Annotated in this window: 18 protein-coding genes and 2 pseudogenes; 11 read left to right on the forward strand and 9 right to left on the reverse strand. The window is 69.5% G+C overall.

Annotation, left to right across the window (positions count from 1 at the left end; translation table 11 throughout):
• A pseudogene (locus E3T48_RS02635) lies at positions 1 to 241 on the forward strand (NAD-dependent epimerase/dehydratase family protein); the annotation flags it as partial.
• Between the two features lie 63 nt (positions 242 to 304).
• On the opposite strand, the gene E3T48_RS02640 reads toward E3T48_RS02635, so the two are convergent.
• Positions 305 to 673, reverse strand: a complete 369-nt coding sequence (locus E3T48_RS02640) for a GntR family transcriptional regulator (protein ID WP_338145215.1) — start codon at positions 671 to 673, stop codon at positions 305 to 307.
• A gap of 244 nt (positions 674 to 917) precedes the next feature.
• Between E3T48_RS02640 and E3T48_RS02645 the strand changes: the two genes are divergently transcribed.
• Positions 918 to 1,688: an ABC transporter permease gene (locus E3T48_RS02645; protein WP_241986577.1), complete on the forward strand. Its 771-nt coding sequence runs from the start codon at positions 918 to 920 to the stop codon at positions 1,686 to 1,688.
• A 39-nt stretch (positions 1,689 to 1,727) separates the two neighbouring features.
• Here E3T48_RS02645 and E3T48_RS02650 read toward each other — a convergent pair whose 3' ends face one another.
• Entirely contained in the window at positions 1,728 to 2,165 is a 438-nt protein-coding gene (locus E3T48_RS02650) for an Lrp/AsnC family transcriptional regulator (RefSeq protein ID WP_134522320.1), read from the reverse strand.
• A gap of 384 nt (positions 2,166 to 2,549) precedes the next feature.
• Here E3T48_RS02650 and ddaH point away from each other — a divergent pair, with 384 nt between their 5' ends.
• From ddaH to E3T48_RS02670, 4 genes are all read left to right on the forward strand, one after another.
• Complete coding sequence (ddaH, locus tag E3T48_RS02655; protein WP_134522321.1) at positions 2,550 to 3,449, forward strand: dimethylargininase; 900 nt, start codon at positions 2,550 to 2,552, stop codon at positions 3,447 to 3,449.
• The gene (gene rocD, locus E3T48_RS02660; RefSeq protein WP_134522322.1) at positions 3,446 to 4,684 is read left to right on the forward strand and encodes an ornithine--oxo-acid transaminase; all 1,239 of its coding nucleotides are present in this window, start codon (positions 3,446 to 3,448) and stop codon (positions 4,682 to 4,684) included. The genes ddaH and rocD overlap by 4 nt, the downstream gene beginning before the upstream one ends.
• Before the next feature lie 84 nt (positions 4,685 to 4,768).
• The gene (locus E3T48_RS02665) at positions 4,769 to 4,969 is read left to right on the forward strand and encodes a hypothetical protein (protein WP_134522323.1); all 201 of its coding nucleotides are present in this window, start codon (positions 4,769 to 4,771) and stop codon (positions 4,967 to 4,969) included.
• 12 nt (positions 4,970 to 4,981) lie between these two features.
• A complete protein-coding gene (locus E3T48_RS02670; protein WP_134522324.1) occupies positions 4,982 to 5,377 on the forward strand; it encodes a type II toxin-antitoxin system death-on-curing family toxin in 396 nt (131 codons plus the stop codon).
• A 180-nt stretch (positions 5,378 to 5,557) separates the two neighbouring features.
• Here the strand turns inward: E3T48_RS02670 and E3T48_RS02675 are convergent, their stop codons facing one another.
• The 4 genes from E3T48_RS02675 to E3T48_RS02695 all read right to left on the reverse strand — a co-directional run bounded on the left by E3T48_RS02675 (position 5,558) and on the right by E3T48_RS02695 (position 9,407).
• Positions 5,558 to 6,817, reverse strand: a complete 1,260-nt coding sequence (locus tag E3T48_RS02675; RefSeq protein ID WP_134522325.1) for an alpha-hydroxy acid oxidase — start codon at positions 6,815 to 6,817, stop codon at positions 5,558 to 5,560.
• A gap of 25 nt (positions 6,818 to 6,842) precedes the next feature.
• On the reverse strand, positions 6,843 to 7,583 hold the full coding sequence (locus E3T48_RS02680) for a FadR/GntR family transcriptional regulator (RefSeq protein WP_134522326.1): 741 nt from the start codon (positions 7,581 to 7,583) through the stop codon (positions 6,843 to 6,845).
• A 134-nt stretch (positions 7,584 to 7,717) separates the two neighbouring features.
• Positions 7,718 to 8,752 carry a glycerophosphodiester phosphodiesterase family protein gene (locus E3T48_RS02685; RefSeq protein ID WP_134522327.1) on the reverse strand — a complete coding sequence of 345 codons (1,035 nt, stop codon included), beginning with the start codon at positions 8,750 to 8,752 and terminating at the stop codon, positions 7,718 to 7,720.
• 259 nt (positions 8,753 to 9,011) lie between these two features.
• On the reverse strand, positions 9,012 to 9,407 hold the full coding sequence (locus E3T48_RS02695; protein ID WP_134522328.1) for a DUF3592 domain-containing protein: 396 nt from the start codon (positions 9,405 to 9,407) through the stop codon (positions 9,012 to 9,014).
• A 104-nt stretch (positions 9,408 to 9,511) separates the two neighbouring features.
• On the opposite strand from E3T48_RS02695, the gene E3T48_RS02700 reads away from it, so the two are divergent.
• On the forward strand, positions 9,512 to 10,978 hold the full coding sequence (locus E3T48_RS02700) for a peptide MFS transporter (RefSeq protein ID WP_134522329.1): 1,467 nt from the start codon (positions 9,512 to 9,514) through the stop codon (positions 10,976 to 10,978).
• 25 nt (positions 10,979 to 11,003) lie between these two features.
• Here E3T48_RS02700 and E3T48_RS02705 read toward each other — a convergent pair whose 3' ends face one another.
• Positions 11,004 to 12,332, reverse strand: coding sequence for an MFS transporter (locus E3T48_RS02705; RefSeq protein ID WP_198417609.1), 1,329 nt, complete (start codon positions 12,330 to 12,332; stop codon positions 11,004 to 11,006).
• 5 nt (positions 12,333 to 12,337) lie between these two features.
• A complete protein-coding gene (locus E3T48_RS02710) occupies positions 12,338 to 12,850 on the reverse strand; it encodes a MarR family winged helix-turn-helix transcriptional regulator (RefSeq protein ID WP_134522331.1) in 513 nt (170 codons plus the stop codon).
• Positions 12,851 to 12,961: 111 nt separating this feature from the next.
• Between E3T48_RS02710 and E3T48_RS02715 the strand changes: the two genes are divergently transcribed.
• Both E3T48_RS02715 and E3T48_RS02720 read left to right on the forward strand, forming a co-directional pair.
• Complete coding sequence (locus E3T48_RS02715; protein ID WP_134522332.1) at positions 12,962 to 13,828, forward strand: alpha/beta fold hydrolase; 867 nt, start codon at positions 12,962 to 12,964, stop codon at positions 13,826 to 13,828.
• A 9-nt stretch (positions 13,829 to 13,837) separates the two neighbouring features.
• Complete coding sequence (locus E3T48_RS02720; RefSeq protein ID WP_134522333.1) at positions 13,838 to 14,890, forward strand: lipoate-protein ligase LplAB; 1,053 nt, start codon at positions 13,838 to 13,840, stop codon at positions 14,888 to 14,890.
• 55 nt (positions 14,891 to 14,945) lie between these two features.
• Here E3T48_RS02720 and E3T48_RS02725 read toward each other — a convergent pair whose 3' ends face one another.
• Positions 14,946 to 15,308, reverse strand: coding sequence for a GNAT family N-acetyltransferase (locus E3T48_RS02725; RefSeq protein ID WP_134522334.1), 363 nt, complete (start codon positions 15,306 to 15,308; stop codon positions 14,946 to 14,948).
• Between the two features lie 34 nt (positions 15,309 to 15,342).
• Between E3T48_RS02725 and E3T48_RS02730 the strand changes: the two are divergent.
• A pseudogene (locus E3T48_RS02730) lies at positions 15,343 to 15,471 on the forward strand (site-specific DNA-methyltransferase); the annotation flags it as partial.
• A 156-nt stretch (positions 15,472 to 15,627) separates the two neighbouring features.
• Positions 15,628 to 15,795, forward strand: a complete 168-nt coding sequence (locus tag E3T48_RS16605; RefSeq protein ID WP_166789606.1) for a hypothetical protein — start codon at positions 15,628 to 15,630, stop codon at positions 15,793 to 15,795.
• The last annotated feature ends 41 nt before the right edge of the window (positions 15,796 to 15,836 follow it).

Genomic DNA, 15,836 nt, shown 5'->3' on the forward strand with positions numbered 1-15,836 from the left:
CGGGGTGCCGGCCCCGGCGTGGCGGGTGCCCGCGGCGCTCGCCCGCGGCGCCGGATCGCTGATCGAGGCGGCCTGGCGGGTGCGGCCCGGCGCGGACGAACCGCCGATGACCCGGTTCCTGGCCGAGCAGCTCTCGACCGCGCACTGGTTCGACCAGCGCCGCACCCGCGCCGACCTCGACTGGGTGCCGGAGGTGACCCTCGACGAGGGCTTCCGGCGACTCGCGGCGTCGTACCGGTAGCGGTCCGTTCCGTTGCGGACGGATGCGCCGTCCGCAGCGCTCGTCCGTCACCTGCGAATGATGCTACGGGCGGACGCCCAGCGCCGCCGCCACGATCCCGAGCGCGTCGGCGTCGTCCAGCCCGAGCGCCCGCACCCGCTCGGCATACGTGATCGCGGCCAGCTGCGCCTGCTTGTGCGTGGCATCCCCGGTCGCGGCGATGAAGGAGCCGAGCCGGCCCCGCGTCTCGATCACCTCGTCGCGCTCGAGTTCGCGGTAGGCCCGGGCGACCGTGTTCGCGGCCAGGCCGACGTCCTCGGCGAGACGGCGCACGGTCGGCAGCTTGTCGCCGGGGGAGAGCGTCCCGCTGCGCACGCCCTCGATCACCTGAATGCGCAGCTGCTCGAACGGCGGCGTCGGCGAGTGCGGATCAAGCGTCAGGATCACGGGCACGAGGACTCCTTTGTGCGAACTATGTACCAAGCAATCCACGGTAGTCGCCGGTGCGCCGGGATGCAAGGGTGGCCGGCGGCCCTGGCGGCGGGCATACTCGAGTCATGAAATTCACGACCGTGCTCGAACTGGGCGGCACGGGCCTCGCCGTCGGCCTGACCAGACCGCGGGGACGCTGGGCGGCGCGGGCACGGCGTGGCGTGTGGCGCGGGAGGCGAGCCGCGTCGGTCGGTAGGCTCTGAGGGTGACCTGGCCCAGCGACCTGCCCGCCCAACTGGCGGGGCTCCTGCCGAGCCTCGTGGGCATCCTGCTGCTCATCGCCGTCGTCTCCCTGGTTCTCAAGGCCTACCGGGTGCCGCACCCGTTCGCCCCGGCCCTCGCCGTGCTGCGCGGCGCCCTGCAGCTCGCGGCGATCAGCCTGATCCTCAGCGGGATCATCTCCGACCCGTTCTGGGTCGGCGTCGGACTCACCGTGATGTTCGTCGCTGCGGTGAGCACGGTCAACCGCCGGATCGGCGCCACCCGGCGGCATTTCGGGTGGGTTGCCGTGTCGATGGGCCTCGGAATCCTGGTCACCCTCGGCGTGGTCTTCTTCGTGGGTGCGATCGAGTTCTCCCCGCGGTATGTGCTCTCCTTCGGCGGGATCGTCATCGGCAATGCCATGTCGATCGCCACGCTCTCCGGCCGCCGGTTCGGGGAGGCCGTCACCGAGCACTGGGACGAGGTCGAGGGCTGGCTCGCGCTCGGGGCCACTCCCCGCCAGTCGACGAGGGAACTCGCCCGCCGGGCCGTGTACTTCGCGATGATCCCGTCGACCGACCAGACGAAGACCACCGGGCTGGTCACGCTGCCCGGGGCCTTCGTCGGCGCGATCTTCGGCGGGGCGAGCCCGCTCGAGGCCGGCCGGTTCCAGATCGTGGTGCTCGCCGGCATCCTCTGCGCCGGGTCGATCGCCGCGGTCAGCCTGATCCGGTTCCTTGCCCCGGCCACCCGGCGCCCGGTCCCGCTCGTCTAGCCGACCGCCCCAGTTCCCACTCTCGCGGGCGGGGCGGGGCTACTCGGCGGCGCGGTGGATCAGGCGGGAGAGCACGATCGCGCTGCGGGTGTGGTCCACGTTCGGAGCCAGCCGCACCTTCTCGAGGGCGGCCTCCAGTCCCGAGATGTCGCGCGCCCTGATATGCACGATCGCGTCGGCGCTGCCGGTCACCGTGCCGGCGTCGACCACCTCTGGCACGCCCGAGAGGATGCGCAGCAACTCTTCGGGGGCGACCGTGCCCCGGCAGAACAGCTCGACGTAGGCCTCCGTGCTCATGCCGTCGATGGATGGATCGACCTGGATCGTGAAGCCACGGATGATGCCGTCCGCCACGAGCTTGTCGACCCGCCGTTTCACGGCCGACGCCGACAGGCCGACAACCGAGCCGATGTCGCCGTAGCCGGCGCGGGCATTCTGGCGAAGCAGGTCGAGAATGCCGCGGTCGAGGTTGTCCATTCCGCGAGTCTAGGTGAAATCGTTGCGCTTGCGGGGGTTTCGGCGCAGCAAATTTGCGCCCAACAGCGGGAATCACTGGATACCTGCGCGGTGTTCCGCGCCTGCCGGTGGCCGCTGCGGGCATCCGTATCGGGGCTGGCCCCGATCCAGCCGCTGCCCGGCACGGCCCCGTGCCCGCCGATCCGTGCGCTGCGACCGACGAGCGCGCAGGAATCGAGCGTGAATTAGCAGGAAATACCGATTCATGCTGTGTGAGACTGGGACCGGCGTCCCTGCATGGTGTTCGGTTTCAGCCGGGCAGGGCTCTCGTGAGTGACCTGGTCCGCCATCCACCCCCGCGTTCCGTTTCGCCCGCCGTGGCGGAACGCAGACGAAGGAGCCCCAATGTCGACCAATCTCGACGCGCTCGTCTCGCCAGAGGCACCCGTGCGCACAGCGCTCAAGCGCACCATCCTGATGTGCAAGCCCAGCTATTTCACCGTGGTCTACCGGATCAACCCCTGGATGGACCCGGCCGTGCCCACCGACACCTCGCTGGCCGTTGCCCAGTGGCAGACCCTGCACGACACGTACGTCGGCCTCGGCTTCGACGTGCACCTGATCGACCCGATCGACGGCCTGCCCGACATGGTCTACGCGGCCAACGGCGGCTTCGTCATCGACAACATCGCCTACGGCGCTGCCTTCACCTACTCGCAGCGCCAGCCGGAGGGACCGGCCTACATGGACTGGTTCCGCGACAACGGCTTCGACGTGCGCGTGCCCCAGGAGATCAACGAGGGCGAGGGCGACTTCCTGCTGGTCGGCGACGTCATCCTGGCCGGCACGGGCTTCCGCAGTGCCTCGAACAGCCACGAGGAGGTGTCGGCGCTCTACGGCCGTCCGGTGATCACCCTCAACCTGGTCAACCCGAACTTCTACCACCTTGACACGGCCATCGCCGTGCTCGACCCTTCGACAGGCTCAGGGACCGGCGCAGGCTCAGGGACCGGCGCAGGCTCAGGGACCGGCGACATCGCCTATCTTCCGAGCGCGTTCGACGAGCCCAGCCTGGCCATCCTGCGCGAGCGCTACCCGGATGCCATCATCGTCACCGAGGAAGACGCCGCCATCCTCGGCCTCAACTCCTACTCCGACGGCTACAACGTGGTCATTGCGGCCCGGGCGAAGGACTTCGAACGCCAGCTGCGCGAGCGCGGCTACAACCCGATCGGCGTCGACCTGTCCGAGCTGCTGCTCGGCGGCGGCGGCGTGAAGTGCTGCACGCTGGAGCTGCGCCGATGACCGACGTGCGGGCCGGCCGCAAGCTCGGCCAGGGCGACTACATCGCCCTCGAGAACGAGCACGCGGCGCACAACTATCATCCGCTGCCCGTCGTCGTCGCGTCCGGCGACGGCGCCTGGGTGACGGATGTCGACGGCAAGCGCTACCTCGACTGCCTGGCGGCGTACTCCGCGGTCAACTTCGGGCACTCCAACCCGGTGCTTCTCGAGGCCGCGCGCGCCCAGCTCGGCCGGATCACCCTCACCAGCCGAGCCTTCCACAACGACCAGCTCGGCCCGTTCGTCGCCGCGCTCGCGAAGCTAGCCGGAAAGGACATGGTCCTGCCGATGAACACCGGCGCCGAAGCGGTCGAGTCAGCCATCAAGGTGGCCAGGGCCTGGGGCTACCGGGTGAAGGGCGTCGCGGCGGGCCTCGCCAACATCGTCGTCGCCGGCGAGAACTTCCACGGCCGCACCACCACGATCATCAGCTTCTCCGACGACGAGTCCGCCCGCAAGGACTTCGGCCCGTTCACGCCCGGGTTCCGCACGGTTCCCTACGGGGATGCTGCGGCGCTCGAGGCCGTGATCGACGCGAACACGGTCGCCGTGCTGCTCGAGCCGATCCAGGGCGAGGCCGGAATAGTCGTGCCGCCCGCGGACTACCTCCCCGCCGTGCGCGAGATCACGACGCGTCACAACGTCTTGTTCATCGCCGACGAGATCCAGTCCGGCCTCGGCCGCACCGGTGCCACGTTCGCCTGCGACCTGGTCGGGGTCGTGCCCGACCTCTACCTGCTCGGCAAGGCGCTCGGCGGCGGCATCGTCCCGGTGTCCGCCGTGGTCGGCAACAAGGATGTCCTCGGCGTGCTCCGCCCGGGCGAACACGGCTCCACCTTCGGCGGCAACCCGCTCGCCGCGGCCGTCGGGCTCGCCGTGGTCGAGTTGCTCGCCACCGGCGAGTACCAGGAGCGTGCGCGCGTTCTCGGTGCCCGACTGCACGCCGGCCTGCTGGGCCTCGTCGGCCACGGCGTCGTCGCAGTGCGCGGCGCCGGACTCTGGGCCGGGATCGACATCGACCCGTCCCTGGCCTCTGGCCGTGCCGTCTGCGAGGCCCTGCTTGAGCGGGGTGTGCTCGCCAAGGACACCCACGGATCGACCGTGCGACTGGCCCCGCCGATCGTGGTCTCGGAAGAGGACATCGACTGGGCCGTCGCCCGGCTCGCCGCTGTGCTCGAGGATTTCGCCGCCGCCTAGCTGGGTTCGGAGTCGGGCGCCCTCAGCTGGGCATTCGGGCGCTTTCGCACCGTGGTACCACGGTGGTACCATCGCGGCTTGGCCATGAACGTCAGACTCCCCCCAGAAATTGACTCCGCGCTGGAGGCCCTGGCCCGTCAGCGCCACACCTCGAAGCACGCCCTGCTCATCGAGGCGGCAGATCGTTTCATGCGGCAGGAGTCCAGGACGGAGCGAGTGCTCGCGAGCGTCGATGAGATAGCCACGGAGTACGCAGCCCTGCTCACCCGGCTGGAAGACGCGTAGGCGCCTGTTTCGATGGCATTCGTGGTCGACTACATGGAACCGGAACAGGCCCTCGCCGTGGTAGCCCACCTTGGACTGCGAGTGCGCGACAAGGGACTCCTCTTTTCCGCGCTCTCCCGCCCGTCGGCGAGCGTGTTCGGTGAGGATGCGTATGTAAGCCTGGAACTTAAGGCTGCGGCATTGATGTCCTCGCTCGCCCAGAATCATCCGTTGTTCGACGGCAGCAAGCGGTTGTCCTGGATACTTACCCTTGCATTCCTGCGACTCAATGGCTTTCGGGTGGTCATGCCCACGGACGAGGCCTTCGACTTCGTGATCTCGGTGGCGCAAGGCCAGGTGGAGCTCGCCGAGATCGCCGGGACATTGGCGCGTCATCTCGTCGCCACGACCCCGCGCCCGGAACCCTAGCTTCGCCGCGACACAGGCTCTACTCCGCCGAGATCGCCCTTTCCGGTCGAGGTTGACCGATGTGCCGGTCGGTTTCGACCGGAAGGGTAGATCTCGGCGGAGGACGACGGGTGGAAGGTGCGGCTGCGGCGGCGGATCCGGGCGGCTGCGGCGGCGGATCCGGGCGGCTCCGGGCGCCGGTCAGCGGGTGGCGGGGATGCCGGCCGGCCGCGCGATCGGCGTGAGCCGGGCGAGCTGGGTGACGTGGCCCGGTTCGAGCTCCTCGAGGGTTTTCACGCCGAGCAGGCGCATGGTGCGGGTGATCTGGCCGCTGAGGATCTCGATGGCGCGGTCGACGCCGGCCTCGCCGCCGGCCATCAGGCCGTAGAGGTAGGCGCGGCCGACCAGGGTGAACCTGGCGCCGAGGGCCACGGCGGCGACGATGTCCGCGCCGCTCATGATGCCCGTGTCGAGGTGCACCTCCAGCTCGCCGCCGACCTCACGGACGACCTGCGGCAGGAGGTGGAACGGGATCGGGGCCCGGTCGAGCTGTCGGCCGCCGTGGTTGGAGAGGATGATGCCGTCCACGCCGAGTTCGGCGAGCCGGGTCGCATCCGCCACGGTCTGCACGCCCTTGACCACGATCTTGCCCGGCCATTGCGCCTTGATCCAGGCCAGGTCCTCGAACGTGACGGTCGGGTCGAACATGGTGTCGAGGAGGTCGCCGACCGTGCCGCTCCACCGGTCGAGGGAGGCGAAGGCGAGCGGCTCGGTGGTGAGGAAGTTGATCCACCACTCCGGCCGCGGCAGCGCGTTCAGCACCGTGCCCACCGTCAGGGCGGGTGGGATGGAGAACCCGTTGCGCTTGTCGCGGAGCCTGGCACCCGCGATGGGCACGTCCACGGTCACCAGGAGGGTGTCGAAGCCGGCCGTCGCGGCCCGGTCGACGAGTGCCATCGACCGGTCGCGGTCCTTCCACATGTAGAGCTGGAACCAGTTGCGCCCGGTCGGGTTCGCCGCCCTGACGTCTTCGATCGACGTGGTGCCCATGGTGGAGAGCGAGAAGGGGATGCCGGCCTTCGCAGCCGCGTGGGCCCCGGCGGTCTCGCCCTCGGTCTGCATCATCCGGGTGAAACCGGTCGGCGCGATCCCGAACGGCAGGGCAACGGGGGCGCCGAGCACGTCCCAGCCCGTGGAGACCGCCGACACGTCGCGGAGGATCGCCGGGTGGAACTCGATGTCCTCGAAGGCCTGGCGAGCCCGGGCGAGTGAGATCTCCGACTCCGCCGCGCCCTCGGTGTAGTCGAACGCGGCCTTCGGCGTGCGGCGCTTCGCGATCGCACGCAGGTCGTGGATGGTCAGCGCGGCCTCGAGCCGCCGCTTCCTCGCGTTCAGCTCCGGCGCCTTGAACTTCATCAGCGGGGCCAAGTCTGCGATCTTCGGGATTCGTCGTTGAACCATGAGTGGGTATCCGTTCGGTGGGGGGTCAGGTGGGTCCCAGCGCAGGCGGCCAGGCGTGAAGCGGGTGGTCGTGGGTTTCGGCGTAGTAGCCCTCGATGTGGGCGACGACCCGCGCGCGGGCCAACTCGGGTTCGGCCGCGTCGATGGCGGCGACGATGCCCCGGTGTTCGCCCCTGAGGCGGGCGGAAGTCTCCGACCAGGAGGCCAGGCCGAGCGCCCCGGCCCGCGCATATCCCTCGATGGCGCTCCGGAGCCCGGCCATCGTGGCAGTGATCACCTGGTTTCCCGAGGCGGTGGCCAGCGAGAGGTGGAACTGGGTGTCGAGTGCGAGGAACTCGGCCTCGGTCAGGCCGGGGGCGTCCATCGCGTCGAGCAGCTGGGCCGACCCGGCGAGGCCGGCTGCCCCGGCTGCCCCGGCCAGCTCGGCCACCACCGCGGCCTCCAGGATGAGTCGCGTCTTCACGACGTCCGCGACCGGGAACCCCTGCGCCGCGACCTGCAGCCGCATCAGGGCCGACATCCCGCCGCCCGGCAGCGCGACGATGATCGCGCCCGCCGAGGGGCCGGACCCCGCCGCCGTGCGGATCAACCCGAGCACCTCGAGCACGCGAAGCGCCTCGCGCACGCTGGACCGCCCGACCCCGAGACCGGCGGCGAGGGCGCGCTCGGCGGGAAGGTGGTCTCCGGGGGACAGGCGGCCGGACAAGAGGTCGGCTTCGATGCTTTCGAGCACGACTTCCCACGCGCGGCGGTCGGTGCCTGGCACAGGGTCCTCCTCGGCATTGGGGCGGCAGCCGCGCCGGGGCCGGCGACGGGTGTGGTCTGACCACAGTACACGGAGAGGCCGGGCCGGTCCAACCCCTCGGCCGGGACCGAGTCCATGCCGCCGCCGGCATCCGTCTACCGGGTGTACGGGCTGGGCAGCGTGAGGCCCCGGTCTGCCATGATCTGCCGCACCCGGGTGGGGTAGTCGGTGATGATGCCGTCGACGCCCTCGTCCATCAGGGTGGTGACGTCGGCCGGCTCGTTGACGGTCCACGGGATGACCGGGAGGCCGAGGGAATGCGCCTCCGCGATCATCGCCGGGGTGGCCGAAGCGAAGCTCGGCGAGATGACGTCGTAGCCCTGGGCGGCGGCGGCCTGCGCGAGGGACCCGTGGAATGTGTCGATGTCGATCCCCCCGAGATTCGGGCTCACGCCGGGGGCGCCGACGCCCAGCCAGTCGTCCCCGCTCGACAGGGCGACCAGGGCAAGATCGGGCGCGATCTCCCGGGTGAGGTTCAGGGATGCCCAGTCGAAGCTCTGCACGGTGGTGCGCTCGGCCAGGCCGGACCCCTCGATCTCGCCGACGACCGCCCGGGTCAGGGCCGCCATCTCGTCGGCGCCGTCGGGGCCGGCCACCTCAACCTTGGTTTCGACGTTGAGGCGAACCCTTTCGGCGTCGTAGTCGTCGACCAGTCCGAAGACGTCTTGGAGCAGCGCTATCCGGTTTCCCGCGATTGCGGTCTGGGTGGGGAAGCCGGGAAGCTGCTGGAAACCGCAGTCCATCGTGCGGATCTGGGCGAGGGTGAGGTCGCGCACGCGGTCGCCCGCATAGGGGAACGCCGGGTCGCCGGCGAAAACAGGCGCGGTGTCCGCGCACTTGGCGGCCGTCATGATGTCGTCGTGCCAGACGACGACCTGGTCGTCCCGGGTCAGGTGGGTGTCCAGCTCGAGGGTCGACACGCCGACCTCGAGGGATCGGGCGAACGCGGCCGTCGACTCCTCTGTCCACTCGCCACGGCCACCGCGGTGGGCCTGCAGGTCGAAGGAAGAGCGTCGGTCGTCGTCGTGGCCGTCGTCGTGGCGAGGTTCGGCGGCCATGGCCGGCGTGGCCGTGACCAGTGCCGCGGAGAGTGCGACCGTGACGGCGGTTGAAAAAAGGATTGAGCGCATTGCGGGGTCCCCCTGGTGGAGCCGGTGCCGGGGCGGCGGTGCGCCGCCCACCCGTCCACGCTAGGAACCGGAGGTGGCCGGGCAGGGGCGTCGGCCTGTCTCCGCGGTGAACAGGCGGGGGGGCGTGCGGGCGGGGAGCGGCCCGTGGCCGGGCCTGGTGCTTGTGCACGAGGCATTCGGGTTGACCGACGTGATGCGGCACCAGGTGGCCCGGATGGCCGAGGCCGGCGCCCGCAGATCGAATGATCCGCTCGGGGAATCAGACGAACATCAGCACGAAGCCGAGCACGGCCGCGGCAATTCCGGTGCCCAGCAGGATGAGGCCGGTCAGCCGCAACCCCCTGCCCTCCGTCTCTGGCGAGTGGGTGCGGCAGTGCGATGGTGTTCTGGAATTGAACCAGAGCGGGACATCCTGCCCGGGCGCAAGCCGGTGGGTCTCCTCGGTGGTCGCGGGGCACTCGTGCACCTCGCCGTCCTGGTCGAACCAACGGATGACGGTGCCCTGGCCGGACGAGGCAATCACCCCGTCGACGAGGATCCACCGGCCCTTGATCCCGCGTACGAATGCCCCCGCAAGATAGAGGGCCACGCCGAACACCAGGCCGACCACGGACAGCACCTCGCTGATGAGCGACGTGAGTGAGTGTATGTCCAATCCGGCCCCTCCGGCAGAAGCAGTGCTGCTTTCCCGATCGTATCGTGTGCGGCCGGACCCTGGCCGATGCCCCCGGAATGGGGGGCGCGCGGTAAGGTCAAGCAATGAGCACGGTCGCGGAACGAACCCCCACCCATGAGGACAGCAGCTTTCTGGGGCAGCCGCGTGCACTCTCCAACATCTTCGGGGTGGAGATGTGGGAGAGGTTCTCCTTCTACGGGATGCAGGGCATCCTGCTGCTGTACTTGTACTACTCGGCGACCAGGGGCGGCCTGGGAATCCCGCAGGCGACGGCGGCCGGGATCGTCGGCGCGTACGGCGGCGGGGTGTACCTGTCGACCATCCTGGGCGCCTGGATCGCGGACCGCCTGGTCGGCTCGGAGCGTGTGCTGTTCTTCAGCGCCATCGTCATCGCGGTGGGCCACCTCGCGCTCGCGCTCATCCCCGGGGTGGCCGGGGTCACGGTCGGGCTGATCCTGATCGCGCTCGGCAGCGGTGGCCTCAAGGCCAACGCCACCTCCGTCGTCGGCGCGCTGTACCGCCGTGACGATCCGCGGCTCGACGCGGGCTTCTCCCTGTTCTACCTCGGCATCAACCTCGGGGCCTTCTTCGGGCCGATCCTGACCGGGCTGCTGCAGTCCACTCTCGGCTTCCACTTCGGCTTCGGCCTCGCGGCCGTGGGAATGGCGATCGGTCTGGTGCAGTATTCCTTCGGGCGCAAGCGCCTGCCCGAGATCGTGCACCACGTGCCCAACCCGCTTCCAGCCGAACGCGTGATGCCCTACCTCGCCGCGGCCCTGGCCGTCGTCGCCGCGATCGTGCTGCTCGTGATGGTGGGTGTCATCACGCCGACCAGCCTGGTCACCATCGTGATCGGCCTAACCGTGATCGCGACGATCAGTTACTTCGTCGTCATCCTGCGCAACCGCCGGATCACCGCCGTCGAACGCAAACGGGTGTATGCGTTCATCCCGCTGTTCATCGCCAGCGCCGCGTTCTGGTCGCTGTCACAGCAGCAGTTCACCGTGGTCACCATCTACGCCGACGAGCGACTCGACCGCGACCTGTTCGGGTGGGCGCTGCCGGTCTCCTGGGTGCAGTCGTTCAACCCGATCTTCATCATCCTGCTGTCCGGCGCATTCGCGGCCCTGTGGACCCGGTGGGGTTCCCGCCAGCCGTCGACGCCGGTCAAGTTCGCGATCGGGACCGCGGTGATGGGCGTCGCCTTCCTGCTGTTCCTGCCCTTCGCCGGCGGCGGCGCGAACTCGACGCCGATGGCGGCGATGGTCGGCATCCTGCTCGTGCTCACGGTGGCGGAGCTCCTGATCGGCCCGGTCGGACTGTCGATCACCACGAAGCTGGCCCCCGAGCCCTTCAAGACCCAGATGGTGGCGCTGTTCTTCCTGTCCGTCGCGCTCGGCACCGCCGTCTCGGGCTGGCTGGCCGAGTGGTACACGACGGTGGCGGAAACGCTGTACTTCAGTGTGATCGGCGGCGTCGCCATCGCGCTCGGCCTGTTGCTCGCACTGATCTCGCGGCCCATCCTGCGCCTGATGGGCGGCGTGCGCTGACGGATGTCGCCGCGCTGACGGATGCCTAACGGCCGGCCGTTGCCTCGACGATCGCGATCTCGCGGGTGGCGGTCTCCGGCGTGCCGGCCACCAGGTCGCGGCCGTCGCCGTCGTGGCGCAGCAGCAGCCGGGGCGTGCGGCCGGGCCGGTAGCGCAGGCGCAGGCTCCGGTACCTGATCATCCAGAAGAGCACGGACCCGGCGGCCAGGATTCCGGAGAGCGCGGCGACGCCCAGCGCCCAGCGCGGACCGTACCGATCGGCCACCCAGCCCACCAGGGGAGCCCCGAGCGGGGTGCCGCCGGCGAAGATGGCCATGTACAGCGCCATCACCCGGCCGCGCATGGCCGGCCGGGTCGTGGTCTGCACGTAGGCGTTGGCCGTGGTCATCAGGGTCAGCGACGCGAAGCCGACCAGCGCCAGCGAGACCGCGAAGGTGGCGTAGTTCGGCATCACCGCGGCCAGGGCGCAGGACAGTCCGAACACCGCGGACCCGGCGACCACCAGGCGCAGGCGCGGGCGGCTGCGCCTGGCGGACAGCAGCGCGCCCGCGACCGACCCGACGGCCATGATCGAGCTGAGGAAGCCGAATTCGCTCGCGCCCATCCCGAACTCGACCGTGGCCATCGTTGCGGTGAAGATGGCGAAGTTGAAGCCGAAGGTGCCGACCAGGAAGACCGTGACCAGGACGGCCACGATGTCCGGCCGATGTGACACGTAGCGGAGGCCGGCCATCAGCTGGCCCCGCTTGCGCGACGCCCGCGGCTGCGTCCGCAACTCCTTCGTGCGCAGCATGGCCATCGCGAGAACGGTCGCGCCGAAGGTGACCGCGTTGATGATGAAGACCCACCCGGCGCCGATGGCGACGGTGAGCACACCCGCGGCGGCGGGGCCGATCAGGCGGGCGCCGTTGAACGACGCGGAATTGAGTGCCACCGCGTTGGAGAGTTTGTCGTCGGAGACGAGTTCGGAGACGAAGGTCTGCCGCGCCGGGGCGTCGATCGCGGCGACGATCCCGAGGCCGAGGGCGAACAGGTAGACCTGCCAGAGCTGGGCCACGCCCGTGACCGTGATCAGGCCGAGCCCGAGGCCGAGCAGGCCCATCAGGCCCTGGGTCACCATCAACAGCCGTCGCCGGTTGTACCTGTCGGCAATGAGACCGGTCCACGGCATGAGCAGGAGCTGCGGCCCGAACTGCAGCGCCATCACGACGCCCACGGCGGTGGCGTTATGGTCGGTCAGGTCGGTGAGCACGATCCAGTCCTGGGCGGTGCGCTGCATCCAGGTTCCGATGTTCGACACCAGGGCGCCTGCGAACCAGATGCGATAGTTCGGGACGCTCAGGGAGCGGAACATTGCACTCAACTGTCGGTGAGCTCCTTCATGATCACGATGGCTTCGGCGAGTACCCGGCGCTGCTCGGGGCTGAAGGTGACGATGCGCTGGGCCAGCCAGGCATCCCGGCGCTTCCGGGTGTCGCGCATCATGGTGCGCCCGGTCTCGGTGACGGTGAGCACGACCTTGCGGCCGTCGTCTGCCGATGCTGTTCGGTTCACCAGCCCCGCCTGGACCAGTGCGTTCACGGTGCGGTTCATCGACGGCGGCGTCACCTTCTCGTGCTCGCTGAGTTCGCGAAGGGTGAACGGGCCGTAGAAGAAGAGGGTGCCGAGCGCGGAGAACTGGCTGCCGCTCAGCTCGTTGTCCGCCTTCTCCTGGCGCAGGCGCCGGGCCAGTCGCCCGTTCGCCAGCCGGAAATCATGGCTCAACTCGGCAACGGTCATACGGCGACCGGGAGCCGAGCCGGAGGTCGATCCGGTGGTCGATCCGGAGGTCGAGCCGGAGACGGTCGAAGCGGATGCCGTTGCAGATTCCATAGATACCAACCATAACCACTTAGCAACGCTAAGTATTCCCTTCGGGCGGTTCCGGTCAACGATTCCTGGTGGGTTTCGGTTCGGCCCGGGTCGACCTGACAGACTGGCCCCGTGCCCACCTACACGGATGACTACGGCGTCTCGATCACCTATTACGTCTGGGCTGTGCCTGACCCGCGTGCGGCCGTGCAACTCGTCCACGGCGTGGGCGAACACGCGCACCGCTACGAGGAGCTCGTCCGCCACCTCAACGCCGCCGGGTACACCGTCTACGCCGACGACCACCGCGGCCACGGCCAGACCGGGGTGCACCAGCACCGCGGCGAGCTGTCCCGGCTCGGCCGACTCGGCGAGGGTGGGCTGCGGGCCGCCGTCGCCGCCGTGCACCAGCTCAGCGGGATCATCCGCGCCGAACGGCCGGGCGTTCCGGTCGTGCTGCTGGGCCACAGCTGGGGTTCCTTCATGGCGCAGATGATCCTCAACCGCTACCCGGACGACTACGACGCGGTGGTGCTCAGCGGCACCGCCTACCGGATGCCGGGTTACCTCGACGGCGGCGACCTGAACCGCAGGCACAAGAACCTGGGCACGACGGGCGTCGAGTGGCTCAGCCGGGACCCGGCCGTCGCCGCCGCGTTCGTCGCCGACCCGCTGACCACGTCCGTGCCGCTGGCGAAGCTCTTCGGAATCCGGGACGCGGCCCGGCTCTTCGGACGCCCGGCCCGGCGCCTGCCGCCGAGGCTGCCATTGCTGATACTGGTGGGCAGCGATGACACCGTCGGCGGAGAGCGGAGCGCTCGCATGCTCTCGAAGGCATACTCGGAGCGGTCGGGGCTGCGGGACATCCGTCTGATCGTCTATCCGGGGGCGAGGCACGAGGTCTTCAACGAGACCAACCGGGAACAGGTCGTCTCCGACCTGATCGCCTGGCTGGACGAGCGGTTTCCGCCGCGCGGCGACCAGCCGCGCGCCGATTAGGCTTGCGTCATGCACGGTGAATACAAGGTTCCAGGCGGCAAGCTCGTCGTCGTCGATCTCGACGTCGTCGACAACGCGATCGCCGACTTCCGCCTGGCCGGTGATTTCTTCCTCGAGCCCGACAGCGCGCTCGGCGACATCAACGCCGCCGTGAACGGGCTGTCTGCCGACAGCGACGCGGTGAGCATCGCCGCCGCTGTGCGGGGAGCGCTGCCGGCCGAGGCCACCCTGCTCGGGTTCTCCCCGGAGGCAGTGGCCGTCGCGATTCGCCGTTCCCTTGCCAGGGCCAGCAGCTGGCGCGACTACGAGTGGCAGCTCATCCACTCGCCGCGTCCCGTTCCGCCGGTGATGCAGATGGCGCTCGACGAGGTGCTCGCGATCGAGGTCGGCGAGGGTCGCCGCAGCCCGACCCTGCGCATCTGGGAGTGGAACGAACCGGCCGTGGTGATCGGCAGCTTCCAGTCGCTCAAGAACGAGGTTGACCCGGTCAACGCGGAGAAGCACGGCTTCACCGTGGTGCGGCGGATCAGCGGTGGCGGCGCCATGTTCATGGAGGCCGGCTCGGTCATCACCTACTCGATCTACGCGCCCACCGACCTGGTGCAGGGAATGACCTTCGCCGACTCCTACGCCTACCTCGACGAGTGGGTGCTCACAGCGCTCAAGTCGCTCGGAATCGACGCCTATTACCAGCCGCTCAACGACATCACCAGCCCGAAGGGCAAGATCGGCGGGGCCGCCCAGAAGCGCCTCGGGAGCGGCGCCGTGCTCCACCACGTCACCATGAGCTACGACATGGACGGCGAGAAGATGGTGCAGGTGCTGCGCATCGGCCGGGAGAAGCTCAGCGACAAGGGGATCACCAGCGCGGCCAAGCGCGTCGACCCGTTGCGCAGCCAGACCGGACTCAGCCGGGCCGAGATCATCGAGCGGATGAAGCAGACCTTCACCGGGCTCTACGGCGCGGTCTCAGGCGATGTCACCGAGGACGAGTACGCCAAGGCCGAGGCGCTCGTGGAGAGCAAGTTCGGCACCGCGGACTGGATCGGGCGCGTCCCGTAGCTCTCCCGCTCGCCCGGCAGGTCACTCTCGCGGGCGGAACCTGGTCGCGGGCGGGCTAGCGGCCGCGGGTCAGCAGGTCCTGGTATTCGGCGTGGTTGTCGATCCAGGTGACGACGTAGGGGCAGACCGGGACGACGGTGAGCTCGGTGCGGGTGCGCACGTCGTCGAGGGCCTGCTCGACGAGCGTGCCGGCCAGGCCCTCGCCGCGATGCGCAGGGTCGATCTCGACATGCGTGAACAACACGCGGGACCCCTCGGTCTCGTAGTCGGCGAGGCCCACCGTTTCCTCCCCGATTCGGAGCGTGTAGCGGGAGAGGGCCGGCTCGTGCCGGAAGACGGGCAACGCGGCACTCGTGGTCGCGGCAGTCGTCTGCGCCGAATCCGGCGTCGGCCCGGTGGTCGCTGAGTCAGTAGTCATTTCAATAGGCTAGGCCGCCTGACACCATGAGGGAATGCCAACCGCGTGGTCCCAGTCCTCTCCCAGCCGCGTCATCCACGCCGACAACCTTGAGATCCTGCCCGTGCTGCCGGACGAGGCGTTCACGCTGATCTACCTCGACCCGCCGTTCAACACCGGCCGGTTCGCGCCGCTGCCCGAGGGGGAGTTCCTCGGCCCGACGGTCGCCGCCGCCTGATCTCGACAGGCTCGATCACCGGTGGTCGAGCCTGCCGAGACCTGGCCTGCCGAGACCTGGCCTGCCGAGACCTGGCCTGCCGAGACCTGAAACACTTGAACCATGAGACTCCGCATCTTCACCGAACCACAACAGGGCGCCAGCTACGACGACACCCTCGCCGGGCTCGCCGCCGAAGGCATCGAATGCGCCTACCTGCAGATCATGGACCTGACCGACCTCGACCACCTCGACTTCATCGCCCGCGAGGTCATGCCACAGCTGAGCTAGCTGATCACGGCGTCTGGGCGTGCGTGACCTGATCTCGACAA

It is taken from the genome of Cryobacterium fucosi (assembly GCF_004403515.1).
Lineage (GTDB): Bacteria > Actinomycetota > Actinomycetes > Actinomycetales > Microbacteriaceae > Cryobacterium > Cryobacterium fucosi.

Excerpts from the sequence above, each read along its gene's own strand:
- E3T48_RS02665 (WP_134522323.1), top strand. The coding sequence starts at position 4,769 with ATGAACGTCAGACTCCCCCCAGAAATTGACTCCGCGCTGGAGGCCCTG.
- E3T48_RS02670 (WP_134522324.1), top strand. The coding sequence starts at position 4,982 with ATGGCATTCGTGGTCGACTACATGGAACCGGAACAGGCCCTCGCCGTG.
- E3T48_RS02650 (WP_134522320.1), bottom strand. The coding sequence starts at position 2,165 with ATGGACAACCTCGACCGCGGCATTCTCGACCTGCTTCGCCAGAATGCC.
- E3T48_RS02710 (WP_134522331.1), bottom strand. The coding sequence starts at position 12,850 with ATGGAATCTGCAACGGCATCCGCTTCGACCGTCTCCGGCTCGACCTCC.
- E3T48_RS02720 (WP_134522333.1), top strand. The coding sequence starts at position 13,838 with ATGCACGGTGAATACAAGGTTCCAGGCGGCAAGCTCGTCGTCGTCGAT.
- rocD (WP_134522322.1), top strand. The coding sequence starts at position 3,446 with ATGACCGACGTGCGGGCCGGCCGCAAGCTCGGCCAGGGCGACTACATC.
- E3T48_RS02700 (WP_134522329.1), top strand. The coding sequence starts at position 9,512 with ATGAGCACGGTCGCGGAACGAACCCCCACCCATGAGGACAGCAGCTTT.
- E3T48_RS02725 (WP_134522334.1), bottom strand. The coding sequence starts at position 15,308 with ATGACTACTGACTCAGCGACCACCGGGCCGACGCCGGATTCGGCGCAG.
- E3T48_RS02685 (WP_134522327.1), bottom strand. The coding sequence starts at position 8,752 with ATGCGCTCAATCCTTTTTTCAACCGCCGTCACGGTCGCACTCTCCGCG.
- E3T48_RS02675 (WP_134522325.1), bottom strand. The coding sequence starts at position 6,817 with ATGGTTCAACGACGAATCCCGAAGATCGCAGACTTGGCCCCGCTGATG.
- E3T48_RS02705 (WP_198417609.1), bottom strand. The coding sequence starts at position 12,332 with ATGTTCCGCTCCCTGAGCGTCCCGAACTATCGCATCTGGTTCGCAGGC.
- ddaH (WP_134522321.1), top strand. The coding sequence starts at position 2,550 with ATGTCGACCAATCTCGACGCGCTCGTCTCGCCAGAGGCACCCGTGCGC.
- E3T48_RS16605 (WP_166789606.1), top strand. The coding sequence starts at position 15,628 with ATGAGACTCCGCATCTTCACCGAACCACAACAGGGCGCCAGCTACGAC.